The 16,316-nt window shown below is 59.2% G+C and carries 13 protein-coding genes; 10 read left to right on the forward strand and 3 right to left on the reverse strand.

Annotated elements, in window-relative coordinates; translation table 11 throughout:
• Positions 1 to 15: 15 nt before the first annotated feature.
• Positions 16 to 1,605 carry a GMC family oxidoreductase N-terminal domain-containing protein gene (locus HUK72_RS27685; RefSeq protein ID WP_176598628.1) on the reverse strand — a complete coding sequence of 530 codons (1,590 nt, stop codon included), beginning with the start codon at positions 1,603 to 1,605 and terminating at the stop codon, positions 16 to 18.
• A gap of 225 nt (positions 1,606 to 1,830) precedes the next feature.
• On the opposite strand from HUK72_RS27685, the gene HUK72_RS21665 reads away from it, so the two are divergent.
• The 7 genes from HUK72_RS21665 (at position 1,831) to HUK72_RS21690 (ending at position 10,003) form a co-directional block, all read left to right on the forward strand.
• On the forward strand, positions 1,831 to 4,077 hold the full coding sequence (locus tag HUK72_RS21665; protein ID WP_176598629.1) for a TonB-dependent receptor: 2,247 nt from the start codon (positions 1,831 to 1,833) through the stop codon (positions 4,075 to 4,077).
• 84 nt (positions 4,078 to 4,161) lie between these two features.
• A complete protein-coding gene (locus tag HUK72_RS27395) occupies positions 4,162 to 4,905 on the forward strand; it encodes a TonB-dependent receptor plug domain-containing protein (RefSeq protein ID WP_255325905.1) in 744 nt (247 codons plus the stop codon).
• A gap of 221 nt (positions 4,906 to 5,126) precedes the next feature.
• A complete protein-coding gene (locus HUK72_RS21670) occupies positions 5,127 to 6,749 on the forward strand; it encodes a TonB-dependent receptor (protein ID WP_255325957.1) in 1,623 nt (540 codons plus the stop codon).
• Between the two features lie 21 nt (positions 6,750 to 6,770).
• The gene (locus HUK72_RS21675; protein ID WP_176598631.1) at positions 6,771 to 7,865 is read left to right on the forward strand and encodes a zinc-binding dehydrogenase; all 1,095 of its coding nucleotides are present in this window, start codon (positions 6,771 to 6,773) and stop codon (positions 7,863 to 7,865) included.
• A 97-nt stretch (positions 7,866 to 7,962) separates the two neighbouring features.
• Positions 7,963 to 8,862, forward strand: coding sequence for a nitronate monooxygenase family protein (locus HUK72_RS21680; protein WP_218036200.1), 900 nt, complete (start codon positions 7,963 to 7,965; stop codon positions 8,860 to 8,862).
• A gap of 176 nt (positions 8,863 to 9,038) precedes the next feature.
• Complete coding sequence (locus HUK72_RS21685) at positions 9,039 to 9,536, forward strand: MaoC family dehydratase (RefSeq protein WP_176590545.1); 498 nt, start codon at positions 9,039 to 9,041, stop codon at positions 9,534 to 9,536.
• 5 nt (positions 9,537 to 9,541) lie between these two features.
• A complete protein-coding gene (locus tag HUK72_RS21690) occupies positions 9,542 to 10,003 on the forward strand; it encodes a MaoC family dehydratase (protein WP_255325906.1) in 462 nt (153 codons plus the stop codon).
• Positions 10,004 to 10,049: 46 nt separating this feature from the next.
• Here HUK72_RS21690 and HUK72_RS21695 read toward each other — a convergent pair whose 3' ends face one another.
• Positions 10,050 to 11,366: an MFS transporter gene (locus tag HUK72_RS21695; protein ID WP_176598632.1), complete on the reverse strand. Its 1,317-nt coding sequence runs from the start codon at positions 11,364 to 11,366 to the stop codon at positions 10,050 to 10,052.
• Positions 11,367 to 11,580: 214 nt separating this feature from the next.
• On the opposite strand from HUK72_RS21695, the gene HUK72_RS21700 reads away from it, so the two are divergent.
• The 3 genes from HUK72_RS21700 (at position 11,581) to HUK72_RS21710 (ending at position 14,676) form a co-directional block, all read left to right on the forward strand.
• The gene (locus tag HUK72_RS21700; RefSeq protein ID WP_176590549.1) at positions 11,581 to 12,837 is read left to right on the forward strand and encodes a CaiB/BaiF CoA-transferase family protein; all 1,257 of its coding nucleotides are present in this window, start codon (positions 11,581 to 11,583) and stop codon (positions 12,835 to 12,837) included.
• Entirely contained in the window at positions 12,834 to 13,745 is a 912-nt protein-coding gene (locus tag HUK72_RS21705; RefSeq protein ID WP_176590550.1) for a CoA ester lyase, read from the forward strand. Before HUK72_RS21700 ends, HUK72_RS21705 begins: the two co-directional genes overlap by 4 nt.
• A gap of 151 nt (positions 13,746 to 13,896) precedes the next feature.
• Positions 13,897 to 14,676, forward strand: a complete 780-nt coding sequence (locus tag HUK72_RS21710) for an SDR family oxidoreductase (RefSeq protein ID WP_176590551.1) — start codon at positions 13,897 to 13,899, stop codon at positions 14,674 to 14,676.
• 12 nt (positions 14,677 to 14,688) lie between these two features.
• Here the strand turns inward: HUK72_RS21710 and HUK72_RS21715 are convergent, their stop codons facing one another.
• Complete coding sequence (locus HUK72_RS21715) at positions 14,689 to 16,302, reverse strand: GMC family oxidoreductase (protein WP_176598633.1); 1,614 nt, start codon at positions 16,300 to 16,302, stop codon at positions 14,689 to 14,691.
• Positions 16,303 to 16,316: the final 14 nt, after the last annotated feature.

Genomic DNA, 16,316 nt, shown 5'->3' on the forward strand with positions numbered 1-16,316 from the left:
TGATCTGGTGGCCGCCTAAATCTTCAGGTCAGCGGCAATGAGGTCGGATGCCTTTTCGGCGATCATGATCGTGGGCGTATTGGTATTGCCCGATACCAGGGTCGGCATGATGCTCGCGTCGACGACGCGCAGCCCCTCCACCCCGCGCACGCGCAGCCGATGGTCCACCACATCGTCCGGGCCGGGACCCATCGCGCATGTGCCGACAGGATGGTAGACGGTGGACCCCGCCGTCCGGGCATAAGACAACAGCTCTTCATCCGTCCGCAGGGACAGGCCGGGCATGGTTTCGTTCCCCCTGAACGGCGCCAGCGCCGGTTGAGCCACGATTTCCCGGCAGATCTTCAGGGCGTCGACCGTCACCCGGCGATCCTCTTCGGCGGCCAGATAATTTGCCCTGATGATCGGCGCTGAGCCCGGATCGGCGGAGCGGATGTGAATGGACCCCCGACTTTCGGGACGCATCTGCAATGCGGCGCAGGTCATGCCCGGTTCCTTTTCAAGCGCATTGCTGTGCGGATTGCGCGATCCGGGGATGATGCCGATCTGGATGTCGGGACGGTATAGACCTGGTCGGGACTTCATGAAGGCCAGAAGCGCGCCGGGGGCGAGGGTGAGCAGCCCGTCCCGGAAGAGAAGGAATTTCGCAATTTCCTTGACCAGCGGCCAGCCCGATGCGCGCTGGTTGAGCGTTACTGGCTGACTTACGCGGTAGGTCGCGAAGGCCGCATAATGATCCTGCAGATTTTCGCCCACGCGGGTCGCGGGATGGACGGGATCGATGCCGTATCTGGCGAGGATCGCCGGATCGCCTATTCCCGAAAGTTCAAGCAGTTGGGGAGAATTGATCGCGCCGCCCGACAGGATGATTTCGCCGCGACATCGGATTGTGTGAACCGCGCCCTTCGACCGGCACAGGATGGCGCGCGCGCGTTTGCCTTCGAAAATGATCCTTTCCGCCAATGTGTCGGTGAAGACCGTCAGATTCTTGCGATGACGGACTGGTTTCAGATAGGCGACGGCGGACGATTGACGCAGGCCCGACCGTGTCGTCTTTTCGACATAGGCGTAGCCTTCCTGCTGGCCGGCATTGATGTCGCGCCCGGAAAGCCCCATGGACGACAGCGCGTCGCAAAATGCGTCCGAGATCAGGTCGGGCGGCGTCGTTTCGACATTTAGCGGCCCGCCCGTTCCGCGCGTTGGCGCGGCATGTCCATGATCCTCCAGCCGTTCGAAATAAGGCAGGACATCGTGCCAGCCCCAGCCATCGTTGCCGGTAGCCTTCCACCCGTCATAATCCTCTTGCTGGCCTCTGACGTGCATCAACCCGTTCAAGGCGGACGAGCCGCCCAGGACGCGGCCGCGCGGCCAGCCTATCCGGCGGCCCTCCAGTTCGGGCTCCGGCTCGGTTTCATATCGCCAGTCCAGCCGCTTGCTGCCGAGATTGATGACATAGCCGGCCGGGATGTGAATGAACGGATTTCTGTCCGGCGGCCCGGCCTCGATCAGTGCGACGGTGTGCCTCGTGTCCCGTGACAGCCGGTTGGCCAGCACACATCCCGCGCTGCCGCCCCCCACGATTATATAGTCGAATTCTGGACCCACTGGCTGCTCTCCTAGCCTGACCCTAGGGGAGCCGGGAGGCGTGCGCTAACCGGGAGTGCAAAGATCATGAACGTGATGGAAGTTTTGCTTTGATAGCATGTGTCTTGCTGATGATGCCCGCAGGAAAGTAAGTAATATCCCCTAAAAATGACCGCTGATTAACATAGCCAATTAGACGGTATTCCATAGGCGATTTTTGGATCGGCTTCGGAAAGGGGAGGATATATGGTAATTCACAAAACAAGTCTGCGCGCATTTCTGATGGGCACTGTGGTGTTTTCTGCGGCGGCCGTTCCGGCCCTGGCGCAGCAGGTGTCCGGTTCCGGCGACCGGGCGGCCATCGCCGATATTGTCGTGACCGCGCAGAAGCGGGAGCAGCGGCTTTCGGACGTTCCTGCCGCGATCCTGGCGACGGCGGGCGATGAACTGGCGCAGCGCAACATCACGACCAAGGACCAATTGATGGCGTTGGTGCCGGATTTGAGGGTGACGTCAGTCACGGGCGGCCTAGGGCAAAATCTGTCGATCAGGGGCATCGGTCCTGCGAACAACTATAATCTCAACGTGCTCGTCCCCGTAGGCCTGTATCAGGACGAAATATACCAGACGTTCACGACTTATCCGGGATCGCAGATGTTCGATCTCAGCCGCGTGGAAGTCCTCAAAGGTCCGCAGGGGACATTATATGGACGCAACACGACCGGCGGCGCGATAAACTTCATTTCCAACCAGCCAGGACTGCAAGGTGGACAGTATCATGGAAATATCAGTGTCGGATATGGAAATTACGACCGGTTGGAACTGCGCGGCGCGTCCGACCTGACGCTGATCGACGATGTTCTGGGGATCAGGGTGGCGTTTCTCCAGACCCAGAGAAACGGCTATGTCAAAAATGTGGGGGCGACCGGACCGGACACATTCGGATCCGACAACACAACCGCGGGCAGGTTCCTTCTGGCCTATAAACCCACTTCCAATTTCAAGGCCACATTGGGTCTCTACTATACGGATTTCAAAGGATCGATCCCAGCGGCCATTCCCGTTGGCGTGGCTCCGGGCGATGATGTGGGCTATTATTCCAGGGCTGGGCTTTCGAAATATGAAGCGGAACTGGATTTCTTCGCCCCGCATAGCGCCAGAAACTATTATGGCGGCCTGACCCTCAACTGGGACATGGGCGATGTGTCGCTGACGTCGATCAGTTCCTATGGAAAGGCCAAGGGACGGGTGTCGAACGATTGCGATTCAACCCCGGTCCAAATTTGCCGGTCGGACATTTTCCCGCGCACCGACCAGGCCAGTCAGGATCTTCGCATCTTCTATGACGCCGGGCCGCTTCAACTGACCACCGGCGTCAATTATGGATGGGACAAGTTCAAACAGATATTCAATGTCGGCTTCGGCACCACCTATTTGCGTAACAGTTATACGCAGATCCGTGATACCTATGGCATATTCGCCGACGTGACCTACGCGCTTTCCGATGCATTGGAACTGACCGGCGGCCTGCGCTACACGAAGGACAGCATCCAATTCAAGGATGCGCAGACGGAATTGGTGACCGGTTCTGTCAGCGGACCACCGACAGGATTCTTCACGATGCCGCTTCAGCCCACGGCGAAGCGCAAGACGGACGGCGTTACAGGCCGTTTCATCGTCACCTATGAATTCCTGCCGGACGTCCGCTTTTACGCCAGCTACAGCAAGGGCTATCGCGGCGGCGCATTCAACGGCGTGCAGCTTCTCAGCCCGATCGAGCTGAATTTCGTGGGTCCCGAAAAAACCCAGAATATCGAGGCGGGCATCAAGGGATCGCCCAATCCCATGATCCAGTTCGCGTTTGACGTCTTCTACATGAAATTGAAGAACCAGCAGGTGCAGAGCCTGATCAACATTCCGGCCTGTCCGACCTGCAACCCACCCACATCCGCAGCTGCCTATGCTGCGTTGGCGGGACTGAAGGGACGCAATTACGGGGCGGAGCTGGACCTTTCTATCAGGCCTTCGGACCGGTTGAAGCTCAGTCTTCAGGGAACATATTTGAATACGCGCTATGCGTCGGGGATCGACCAGCAGGTGTCCAATTTCAACGTGGGCGGAAACAGGTTCCCCTTCGCACCCAAATTGTCGATCCGCAGCGGCATCGACATTGTCGCGCTGGACGATAGCGATTCCAAGCTGACGCTGACCGCAAATGCCAGTTATACCAGCCGTTACTGGTTTGATCCGGCGAATGGGAAGAATTCATTCCCCGGATTCTTCGCGTCGCGCGATGGGCAGAAGCAATATACGACTGTCGATGCGCGCATCCTCTACGAAATAGGCGATTTTGAAATTTCTCTCTGGGCGAATAATATTTTCGACAAATTCTATCTCATCGGCGGAGCCAATACCCAGGCGTCGTTCGGATCGGACCAGGTTTCGCTTGGTGCACCAAGAACATTCGGCGGTTCGATCGGCATGAAGTTCTGAAGACTTCGTCATCGGACATGGGCAGTCGAAACGAAGAAAGTCGAAACCGATTGCGGTAGGAAGTCACGCCAGATTGACTATCACATGAGAAATGCAGCCGACAGGACATCCTGTCAGCTGCATTTGCCTTTTCACTGGTTCAATTTCACAAGATTGATTCAAGACAAAACCAAACGCAATTACGGATGTAATAACAGGATAGTCATGTGGCGAAGACGATTTGAAGATGCTGCAGATAATATATGCCTTCGCCAAGAACCAAACGGTCTTCAGGGGAGGACAGACATGTCGGCATTTCGAAACGCAATTCTTTTGGCCAGCGCGGCCTGGATCGTGCCATTTTCATCAGCGCAGGCTCAGGATAAGGTCGCTTCACCGGGGGAGATGGAAGCGGACATCATCGTCACCGCCCAACGCAAGGACACTAGCCTGTCCCGGACCCCGGTAACCGTGGCGGTGTTGTCGGCGGACAGGCTGGCCGATGCGCAGATTGTTTCCGAGGCGGATCTGCGTGTTTCCGTTCCGGGCCTGTCGGTGCGCGCCGGAACCAATTCCAACCAGCTCAACTATTCGATCCGCGGCAATTCGCAGGATGCCTTCAGCGGCACCCGGCCCGGCGTGCTGCCCTATATCAACGAAGTCCAGATCGGTGGATCGGGGGATCGACGGCATTTTATGACCTGGAATCGATTCAGGTGCTCAAAGGCCCGCAGGGCACGCTTTTCGGCCGAAGCGCGACGGGCGGAGCGGTCCTGTTCAGCACGGCCAAGCCGACCAATGCGTTCGAGGGATATGGCAGTGCGCTGGTGGGGGACCATGGGGCGCTGAAGTTCGAGGGGGCGGTGAACACGCCGCTGGTCTCGGACCAGTTGCTGCTGCGGGTTGCGGGCTTTTATGCCGAACGTCACGGCTTCCAGCATAATCTGTTGGATGGAGAGAGAGAAGGCGACGGCAAGCGTTATGGCCTTCGCGGCAGCCTGACGACGCAGTTCGGTCCGGCCGTTCGCAACGAATTGATGGTGGATTATTATAACGCACGGGGCGCTAGCATGCTGGGCGTTCTGAGCGGGCTGCTGCCGCTCGGCGCACCCGGTACGCCCCCCTTTATTCCGTCGACGCTGCTCTATGCGGGCGCCTCGACGCCGGCCGACCGGGCAACCGGCATCGCGACCCTGGCTGCGTTTACCGGTCAGTCGGAAGCGGTCGCCGCGCAATTTTACGATGCCTATTTCGCCGATCCCCGGCATCCCGATACGGGGCTTCAGGGCGAATTCGCGGCACAACGGGCCAGGGGGCCGTTCGTCGTCAATTCGGACGCCGCAAATGTGTACAATACCGACAATGTCATCCTGACCAACGCGACGACCATCGACGTGGCGCCGGACACTATCATCAAGAATATCTTCGGCTTTACGCGCCTGAAAGAAGTTTTCAGCCTTGAATCCGATGGCGTCCCTTATGCCCTGGGTGAAACCGGCCGCACTGTCGACGAAGCCTATCATACGCTGACGCAGCAATTGTCCGAAGAATTACAGCTTCAGGGGAAGGCAGTCGACGGGCGGTTGGACTATGTGCTGGGCTTCTATTATTCCCACGAACGCTATACCAGCCTCTCGAAGTCCGCCTTTTTCGACATATTGTTCGGCGGGGCGTTGTCGGTCGATCATTATCGCCTGACCAACCGTACCTATGCGGGCTATGGCCAGATTACCTATAAGCTGACGGACACTGGCCTCTCGGCGATGGTCGGTGCGCGCTATACGAGCGAGAAGGTCCGCAAGCAGAAATTGGCGGGCGACGACGACATCGTCATGCCCAACCCGGCCTTCGATCTCGATCAATCGGTAAAATATAATCGGCTGAGCTGGAATTTCGGCCTGCAATATCAGGCGTCGAACGAACTGTTCCTCTATGCGGCGACGCGCCGCGCCTACAAGAGCGGTGGCTTTGTCGGGACATCGCCATCGATCGTCGGCTTCGGCGACGTGGGCGGCGACCAGTTCCGGGCGGAAAAGGTGGACGACGTGGAAGTGGGCGCAAAATTCTTCGGCAATATGGCGGGCATGAGGACGCGCCTGAACGTTGCCGGCTATTATCAGTGGATATCGAACAGTCAGCGCACGGCCTATACGCTGCTGGCTTCCGGTGGCCCTGCGGCCGTCACCGTCAATGTTCCGAAGGGACGGGCGTTCGGGTTCGAACTGGATGGATCGATCGAACCGGCCTCCTGGCTTACACTGGGCGGCAGCGCCAATTATATCAATTCGAAATTCGGTTCGGAACCGGCCTCCGCCAATGGACAGAACCAGGTGTTCGACCAGGTTCCCGATACGCCGAAATGGACGGGCATCCTTTATGCTGACATCGCCATGCCCCTGTCCGGTTCGCTGACGGGGATTCTGCACGGCGACATCTATGCGCAGACCAAATCCTTTATCTCCCCCCGGTCGCAAAATAATGTCGGAACGGTCATAAGTGGCTATTCAGTCGCGAATTTCCGCGCGGGTATCGAGCATAAGGCCAGCGGCTGGTCCCTGATGGCCAATGTCAAGAACGCCTTTAACCGCACTTATTTCGTCGGCGGCCTGCCTGCTGGCGAGATCTATCAGATCAACGTGCAGATTCCGGGAGAGCCCCGCACGTTCACAGTCGAAGCCCGTCTCAAATTTTAGGGGCTCCAGGAAGGATTGAAGATGAAGACCCGCGCCGCGATATGTGTCGAACCCGGCAGGCCTCTGGTGGTGGATGAGGTGGATGTTCGCGGCCCGGGCCCTGGCGAAGTCCTGATAGAAATCCGCGCCACCGGGCTTTGCCATTCCGACTGGCACCAGATCAGCGGCGACCTTCCACTATTTCCCTATCCTACCATTGCGGGCCATGAAGGCGCGGGGGTGGTGCTGGAGGTCGGGCCGGGCGTGGACAGTGTCGCGCCCGGCGATCATGTCATGCCTGTCGCGGTGCCCGAATGCCGCCAGTGCGTAAACTGCAATTCAGGCCGCACCAATTTGTGCTCTGAAATGTACGCGAATTTCGAGCGGACTGACACGCCCTTCACCTGGCGTGGCAAGCCGGTATACATGCAATCGGGCACCAGCTCATTCGCCAACCATACGGTCGTGCGTGACATCGCGGTGGTCAAGATCCGCAAGGACGCGCCCTTCGACAGCATATGCTATGCCGCATGCGGGTACATGACCGGGGTGGGCGCGGTCTTCAAGACCGCCCAGGTCAGGCCGCAATCGAGCGTCATCATCTTCGGTCTGGGCGGCGTCGGGCTGAATGTGGTTCAGGCGGCGCGCATGGCTGGGGCGCGGCAGATTGTCGCCGTCGACATCAACGACAGGCGCGAAGCACTTGCGCGACAGTTCGGCGCGACGGATTTCGTCATGCCCCAGAATGCCGAAGGGGACCTTGTCGAATATCTACGAGCCATGACGGGCGGCGGCGCGGACTACAGCTTCGAATGTATCGGCAATCCGAAGGTCGGCGTGCAGGCGCTGGAAAGCGTCCGTCCCGGATGGGGGGTGAGCGTCGCGATCGGGGCCGGGGCTGCCGACGAGGCGCTGAGCATTCCGGCGATCACCATCCTGAACGGCCGGACATGGAAAGGGTCGATGCTTGGCGACGTCCGCCCGCGCAGCGAATTGCCGGGCCTTGTCGACCTTGTGATGGAAGGGCGATTGCAGCTCGAGCCGCTCATCACCCAGCGGCTGCCGCTGGAACGGATCAATGAAGGATTCGATGCGATGTTGCGGGGGGAATCCATCCGCACCGTCATCATTTTCTGAAAGCGCATGCCAGCGCCGGGCCAAAACTGAACAAAGGTGAACTGTGTCAATCGAAAATATCAAAAGCCGCCTTTCCCTGCCTGTCATCGCATCGCCCATGTTCATCGTGTCGCAGTTGGACTTGGTGCTCGCGCAGTGCAGGGCGGGTATTGTGGGTTCGTTCCCAACGCTGAACGCGCGTCCGGCCGGCGTGCTGGAACAATGGTTTGCGCGTCTCAAATCCGAAGTGGGTCCCGATGATGCACCTTTTGCCGCCAATCTGATCGTCCACCGCACGAACGAACGACTGGATGAGGATCTGGCCCTCTGCGTCAAATATGAAGTGCCGCTCGTCATCACCTCGCTGGGCGCCCGCTCGGACGTCAATGAGGCCATTCACAGCTATGGCGGACTGGTCCTGCACGACGTCACGACCAACGCTTTCGCGCGCAAGGCGATCGAGAAGGGGGCTGACGGTCTCATCGCGGTCGCCGCCGGCGCGGGTGGTCATGCGGGCGTCACGTCGCCCTTTGCTCTGGTCAGCGAGATACGACGCTGGTTTTCCGGGCCTTTGGCGCTGTCGGGATCGATCTCCAACGGCGCCTCCATATTGGCGGCGCGTGCTCTGGGCGCGGATTTCGCCTATATGGGTTCGGCGTTCATCGCCACGCACGAAGCTATCGCGGTAGACGACTATAAGCAGATGATCGTCGATTGCGATGCGACGGACATCGTCTATTCGAATCTCTTTACCGGTGTGCATGGCAATTATCTGAAGCCAAGCATCGTCCGTGCTGGCCTCGACCTTGAAGACCTGCCGCAATCAGATCCCTCCAAGATGGATTTTGCGGCTCTTGCAGACGGCCGCAAGGCCTGGAAGGATATCTGGGGATGTGGGCAGGGCATCGGGGCGATTGACGCCGTGCAACCGACCGCAGCGTTGATCGCCCAGCTGAAGCGAGAATATGATGCGGGGCTGGCGGCTTTGCTGCCAGCTGGTGGGCATAACGGCAGATGAACTGATTTTCTCTATATAGTTCGTGCTGTTATATGTTTCTTGCTGCAATACATGTGTAATGTCGGGAGCGTCAGATTCTTGGTGCTGGCAAGTCCGTCATGCCGATGTCTAGATGCAATCTGGGTCCGAAAGCCGCGCTGTTTCGGACGTACATCTGGTAGATTTGGGAGTAAAAGGTGAGCGACGATATCAGACAGCGGGCAAAGCTCTGGCCGAAGGGAAGATTGTTCGAAGATTTTGCCGTCGGTCAGCAATTCGACCATCATTGGGGGCGTACCGTCACCGAAACGGAAGCCACGACCTTCGCCAGCCTCACGCTTGCCTATAATCCGCTCTATTTCAATCGGGCGTTCGCACAGGCGGAGGGGCATCCCGAACTGGTTGTCTGTCCTCAGCTTGTCTTCAACATCGTGCTGGGGTTGAGCGTCGAGGATTGCAGCGAGATCGGCGGACCCTTTCTTGGCGTCTATGACCTGACCTATCATCGGGCGGTTTATCCTGGCACCACCATCCTGGCCCGGAGCGAAACGGTCGAGGCGCGACTGTCCGACAGCAATCCGGAAAATGGCATCGTCACATGGAAGACCGAAGGCTTCACCCCGGACGGCGAGACGCTGGTCACATTCCGTCGTTCCAACCTTATTCGACTGCGCAACCCGGGGAGCAAGATCTGATGGATATGAACAAGCTGACGGGGTCGAACAATTATTTCGAGGATTTCGAACCGGGCATGGTCATCCAGCATGCGCGCGGCAAGACCGTGACGGCGCTGGACAATGTGCTGATCACCAACATGGTGATGAACACCGCCGAAGGACATTTCAACGAAGACCTGATGGCGAAGCATCCGTTCGGCAAGATCGTTGTCTATGGCGGTGTCAATTTCTCCATGGTCTGCGGGCTCGCTTCGCAGGATTGTTGCGAAAATGCGGTGGCCGAACTGGGGCTGGACAATGTCAAGCTGACACGCCCGGTGACGCATGGCGACACGATCTACGCCTATTCGGAGGTGCTGGAGAAAAGGGATGCCGATCGTCCCGATGCCGGGCTCGTCATCTTCCGCCACTATGGCTACAACCAGCGCGACGAGTTGATAGCCAAGGTGGATCGCACGATATTGCTGAAGCGCCGGCCGGCCTGAACCGCCGCTATTTTATCCGCGGTTTCGGGAAAAGTCCCGGCAGGCTTCATGCCTTGCCGGGATTTTTCATGACCGTTTCATTCTCCTCGCCGAGCCGGACGCCGAGGCGCCAGAAGAAGACGGAGGCGATCAGGGAACCGGACAGCGCGAGGATGAGCGCCAGGCGCAGGGAAAGTTCCGCATTCCCAGTGATTGCGACGAACAGGTCGCTGCAACCGCCGGTCAGGAGCGGTCCGAGGCCAAGGCCGATCCCGGTGGGAAAGACGAGAAGAATGGCTGATGTCAGTCCGCGCAGGTTCGCCTGGACCATGGACTGGGCCAGCGCGTTGACCGGCGCGATGAAAAAGCTTGCCGCGATGAGGCTGAAAAAGCCCGCCGCCAGTGTGATGGACAGGGATGAAGCGAGATATTGCACGCCCGCGAAGGGCACCAGGATGAAGGTGGCGATGCCGGGCGCCCAAGCATAGGAGCGAATATCCCTTGTCACGAGGCGGTCGATGAGCTGGCCACCAGCGAGTGCTCCGATCCCTCCGCCCAGTCCCACCATGATCGCGCTCCATATGGCGATCTGCGTCATTGACAGATCGTGGCTGCGGGCCAGAAATGGCGGCATCCAGATCATGACCGCCTGGTAGGAATAGGAATGAAGCGTCGCCGCGATCACCAGCAGGCGAAAGGATTTCCTGTTCCAGAGATAGCGGCAGCCTGCCCGGAAGCTGATCGACAGCGGCGGTTCCGATCCGGCTTGACGTTCGAAGCGACCCCGCTGCGGTTCACGCAGGAACAGCAGCAGGGGAACCATGGCGAAGCCGGCTAGCCCGATGAACAGAAAGCTTTCGCGCCATTCCAGATGGTCTGAAAGCCAACCGCCTAATGCAATGCCGGCCGTGACCCCGACCGGGCTGGCCAGCGCCCAGATGGAAAACGCCCTGCCGCGCCGCTCGAACGGGAATTTGTCGGACAGCAGGGAATGGGTCGCGGGCACGCTCACCGCTTCGCCCAGCGCCACGCCCATGCGCAATATGGCCAGGCTGATAAAGCCGCCGGCAAGGCCGGTCAGTGCCGTCATGGTCGTCCATAGCGTTAGCCCGCCCGCCATCAGAAAGGTTCTTTTCTTCCGGTCGACCAGCATGGCGATTGGCACGGCGGCGCCCGCATAGAGAATGGCGAAGGAAAAGCCGGTCAACGCGCCCAGTTGCGTGTCGCTCAGACCCAGTTTCTGCTTGATCGGAATCTGGAGAATCGAGAGCAGCGACCGGTCGAGATAGTTGAAAAGCGCGACGATGAAGAGAATGGTCAGGGCGACATTAGGACTGTCGCGCAAACCGGCCAGGCCATGATGGCGGCTAACGTCCTGCTTCATCCGGCAATCCTCTCTCATAATTATTGTAAATTGCTATTTTATGCTTTCGATTCTGTTTGCGCTGGAGATAAAGGCGATCTCGCAGTGGAATTACAGGTGTAATACCGCGCCGCTGAATGGCGCTATTGGTTGCGATAAGCGATGGCGGCTTTCAATCAGGGTACAGGATCGAACGCATAGGGCTTCGGTCATGCGACTGGCTGGTTGAAAGATCATGGATACCATATCGAGCTTTGGTGCACTGTCGGATTTGCGGATCATCGATCTCACGCAAATGCTCGCGGGCCCCTATGCCACGATGATGCTTGCCGACCATGGGGCAACCGTTATCAAGATTGAAGGGCCGGAAGGGGACATGACCCGTGCTGGCGGCCCGTTTCGGAAGGATGATGAGGAAAAGCTGCTTGGCGGCTATTTCCAGAGCATCGACCGGAACAAGGAAAGCGTTTGCCTGGATCTCAAGAGCGAGGAAGGCAAAGCCGCCTTTAAGGCGCTCGTTCTCGACGCGGATGCCGTGGTGGAGAATTTCCGGTCTGGCGTGATGGAACGTCTGGGCCTGGGCTATGAGGTGCTGCAGGAGATCAATCCACGCTTGGTTTACGGGACGTTGCGCGGGTTTGGCGATGCGCGCACCGGCAAGTCGCCCTATAATGACTGGCCAGCTTTCGATGTAGTTGCGCAGGCGATGGGCGGGATCATGGCGATCACGGGGCCGGATCCCAACACACCTACGAAGGTCGGTCCCGGCGTTGGCGACATCATTCCCGGAATGATGTTGGGTTTCGGCGTCCTGTCAGCTATCCATCACGCCCGGCGAACGGGGCAGGGGCAGTTTGTCGATATTTCCATGGTCGATGCGGTTCTGGCCGTGTGCGAAAGGACGGTGTGGCAGAATTCCGTGCTGGGCCTGGTGCCCGGGCCGGAGGGTAACCATCATCCCTTCCTGTGCCCTTTCGGCATGTATCCCGCTGCGGATGGTTTCGTCACCATTGCGGCGCATCAGGATCGATTCTTCGAATTTCTGTGCCAGACCCTTGATGCTCCGGAATTGCCGCACGACCCGCGCTTTCTCGACCATGCCAAGAGAGGCGCGAACAAGGGCGCGCTGATCGAAGCATTGAGCGCGCGGACATGCGCTTTCACCAAGGATGAACTTTCGCGGATGCTGGGAGGCAAGATTCCGTTCGGTCCCGTTCTCAACATAAGCGAGATATTCGACGATCCGCACTTCGCTGCCCGCGAAATGCTGGTCGATGTCGAACAGCCGGGATTGGAACCCGTCAAGATTGTTGGCGTACCGATCAAGATGACTCGCACGCCCGGAAAGGTTGTCCGGCGCGGGCCTTATCTTGGCGAGCATACGGAATTGCGCCTGCGGGAGGCGGGACTGGATGAAGATGTCGTAGCCAGGGTGATGAGCGCGCTCGCGCAGCCCTGGAAAAAGGAAGAGAAGGGAATGGTTGAATCATGAGCAAACGTCCAGTTCGTCTGCGTCGCGTGCAGTTGTCCGTTCCGGGCAGCAGCGAGAAGATGTTGCAGAAGGCTGCCGCGTCCGCCGCGGATCATGTCTTCTGCGATCTTGAGGACGCAGTGGCGCCGGCGGCAAAGGTCGGTGCGCGCGACCTGATCGCCGATGCGCTCAATAACCTGGATTGGGGCAAGAAGACCCGTTGCGTGCGGATCAACGACGTCACCACCCAATATTGCCACGATGACATCATCACCATCGTGGAAAAGGCCGGTGAGAATGTCGACACGATCATGCTGACCAAGCCGTACAAAGCAGCGGACGTGATCTTTCTGGACCATATGCTGACCCAGCTTGAAAAGAAGCTGGGCCTCAAGAACCGGATCGGTATCGAAGTGCTGATCGAGGAAGTGCAGGCCTTGCAGAATGTCGAGGAAATCGCCCGTTCTTCCGACCGGCTCGAAGCCCTGATCTTCGGCATGGGCGACTATGCCGGTTCGCAGGGCATTGACACGGACGATATCGGCGCGACCGGCAGCTATCCGGGCGACATATTCCATTATGCGCGCTTCCGTATCGCCATGGCGGCCCGTTCGGTCGGCATTGACGCCGTCGATGGTCCCTTCGCCAATTTCAAGGATGAAACGGCCTATCGATCGGAAGCCATGCGCGCACGTTCGCTCGGCATGGTTGGAAAATGGGCCATCCATCCGTCGCAGATCGAACCGGCACTCGATGTGTTTTCGCCGTCCCAGGCCGATGTCGACCGCGCCCGGAGGATGGAGGCCGCCTATCGCGAGGCGGAGGCCAAGGGCTTGGGCGCCGCTCAGGTGGACGGCATCATGATCGACGTCGCGGTAGTGCGACTGGTGCAGAATACGCTGCGCAAGGCCGACCTGATCGGCATGTGACTATGACCGGGCAGTCCTCCTGATGGACCCGCCTTGTCTCGCGACGCATCCATCATCCATGGGATGAATGCGTCGCGAGGCGTAAAACCATTGGCCAGTCCGGCCGATCTCTGCTGCCTTTTCATTTCAGGTCAGGATGAAGGCAGCTAGGATGGGATCAACGCGAAGGGCAGTCATCACGGGTTCCGCTTCCGGAATAGGCAAGGCGACGGCCGAACGGCTGACTGATGCGGGATGGAGGGTGATCGGGATAGATCTCCGTGATGCGGAGGTGGTGGCTGATCTGTCCACAGCCGAAGGGCGCTCTGGCGCTTTGCGGTCGGTGTCCACCATCTGCCCGGACGGCATCGATACCCTCGTCACATGTGCGGGAATATACCGACCGATCGACTCGCCGGGCATCGTTTCCATCAATTATTTTGGCACTGTGGACATCATTCGGGGCCTACGGTCGCTGTTGCTGAAATCGGCGTCGCCGCGCGTTGCAGCGGTGTCGTCCATGGCGACGATCCTTGATGTGGATGAGGAGGTTGTTACGGCCTGCACAGCCGGCGACGAAGTGCATGCCTGTAGAGCCGCCGTCGCCGCGGCAGCGCGATGCCCGGAAGAGCCGATCATCTATTCCTCGACCAAGCGCGCCATCACGAACTGGATCAGGTCGCAATCGGTGGCCGACGACTGGGGTGGCTCGGGCATATTGCTCAATTGCGTGTGTCCCGGCGTCATACGGACACCTCTGACGCGGGACGACCTATCCGATCCCGCGCGCATGGAATGGCTGCTCAATTACAATCCGGCGGTCATCAAGGACATTCCCGGCCCGGATGTTGTGGCGAGTCTGCTCGCCTATCTCGTGAGCGCCGAAAACGCCTATATGGTGGGACAGGCGATTTTCGTCGATGGCGGCACCGAAGTCAGGCAGCGCATCTGACGCCCTCAAAGCCTAAACTTTGAGCGACCGCAGGATCAGTTCGGCGCCCCTTTCCCCGATCATCATCGACGGCGCATTGGTATTGCCGGACGTGATGCGCGGCATGATCGACGCGTCGATCACCCGCAAGCCGTCAATGCCCCGAACGCGGAGCTGGGGATCCAATACGGATTCGCCTTCCCGGCCCATGCGGCATGTTCCCACCGGATGGTAGCCAATGCCGACACGCTGGCGCAGATAGTCCAGCCAGCCCTCGTCCGACATGATCGGTTGGGGCGGCTCATTGCGCGCTTCGACGAAAGGCGCGAATGCCGGCGCGGCGAAGATCTGCTCGGCCAGGCGGCCGACCTTGGTCAAGGTGCGGATGTCCTCCGCATCCTCCAGCATGTTCAGCGCGATTTTCGGTGGGGCCAGATGATCGCGGCTCTGTAATGTGATCTTGCCCCGTGCGTTCGGGCGGCAAATCTGCCCCCCGATGGTCACGCCTGACCTGGCATGCAATTTGGGCTGGCCTGAAAGGTCCATCGCCAGAGGAATGAAGCTGAAACAGACATCGGGATCGGCCAGATGGGCCTCGGTTCTGGCATAGGCCATGGCCTGAACGGCGGGCGAGGTGAGCGGTCCTTTGCGGAACAACAGATAGTTCGCCACATGTCGGGGCAGGTTCGACAGCTTCGGCGCCATGTTGTAAGTGGGCATCGTCACGAGCTTGCTGACGGCCAGCACCGCATGTTCCTGAAGATTCTCGCCGACGGGAAGATCGGCGAGAATGTCGATGCCCAGTTCGCGCAAATGCGCCGCTGGCCCGATTCCCGACCGCATCAATATAGCCGGCGATCCGATCGTGCCTGCGCTGATGACGATCTCGCGCCGGGCGGCGGCGCAATAGGGTTCGCCATTGCGGCTTCCAACGACGCGAACCGCTCGGCCGTCTTCACATTCGATCCTGTCGATCGTGACGCCCGTGACGACGGCAAGATTGGGTCGATCAAGAAGCGGCGAGACAAAGGCGCTGAATGTGTTCGAACGCTGGCCCCCCGCCGTTGTCGTCCAGATGTGGAACGAACCGAATTCATGTCCGTCGCAATAATCGTCCCGGCGCGGTAGCCCGACCTCGTCGCAGGCGCTGACGAAATTTTCGGTCAGGGGATGTTGCGACCGGACCGGGGCAACGCCCAGCGGACCGGACGTCCCGTGATCCTGCGATGGCGGCCCGTGGAATTTTTCGGACTTCAGGAAAAGCGGCCATATGTCGTTAGCGGCCCAGCCGGTGCAGCCCATTGCCACCCAGTCGTCAAAATCCCGCTTTTCGCCCCGGCAATACACCATCCCGTTGATCGAACTCGACCCGCCCAGCATCTTTCCGCCCGACCAGACCTGCTCGATGTCGCCTCGCGTGGTGTCGGCCTCCACATGGTACATCCAGTCGGACGTGGCGTTCGCCATCAGCTTGAGCGTGCCCGCCGGCATGTCGACCAGCATGCGTCTGTTCGATCCGCCCGCTTCGATCAACAGCACGTTGATCGCGGGATTTTCCGCAAGCCTGGCGGCTACCACGGCCCCCGCGCTGCCGCTGCCGACTATGATATAATCGGCAGCGGTTTCGGTCTCGTTTCTCATGTTCATGAAGAAGCAGAATT

The organism is Sphingobium sp. 15-1, from assembly GCF_013375535.1.
In the GTDB taxonomy this organism is placed as follows: Bacteria; Pseudomonadota; Alphaproteobacteria; order Sphingomonadales; family Sphingomonadaceae; genus Sphingobium; species Sphingobium aromaticivastans.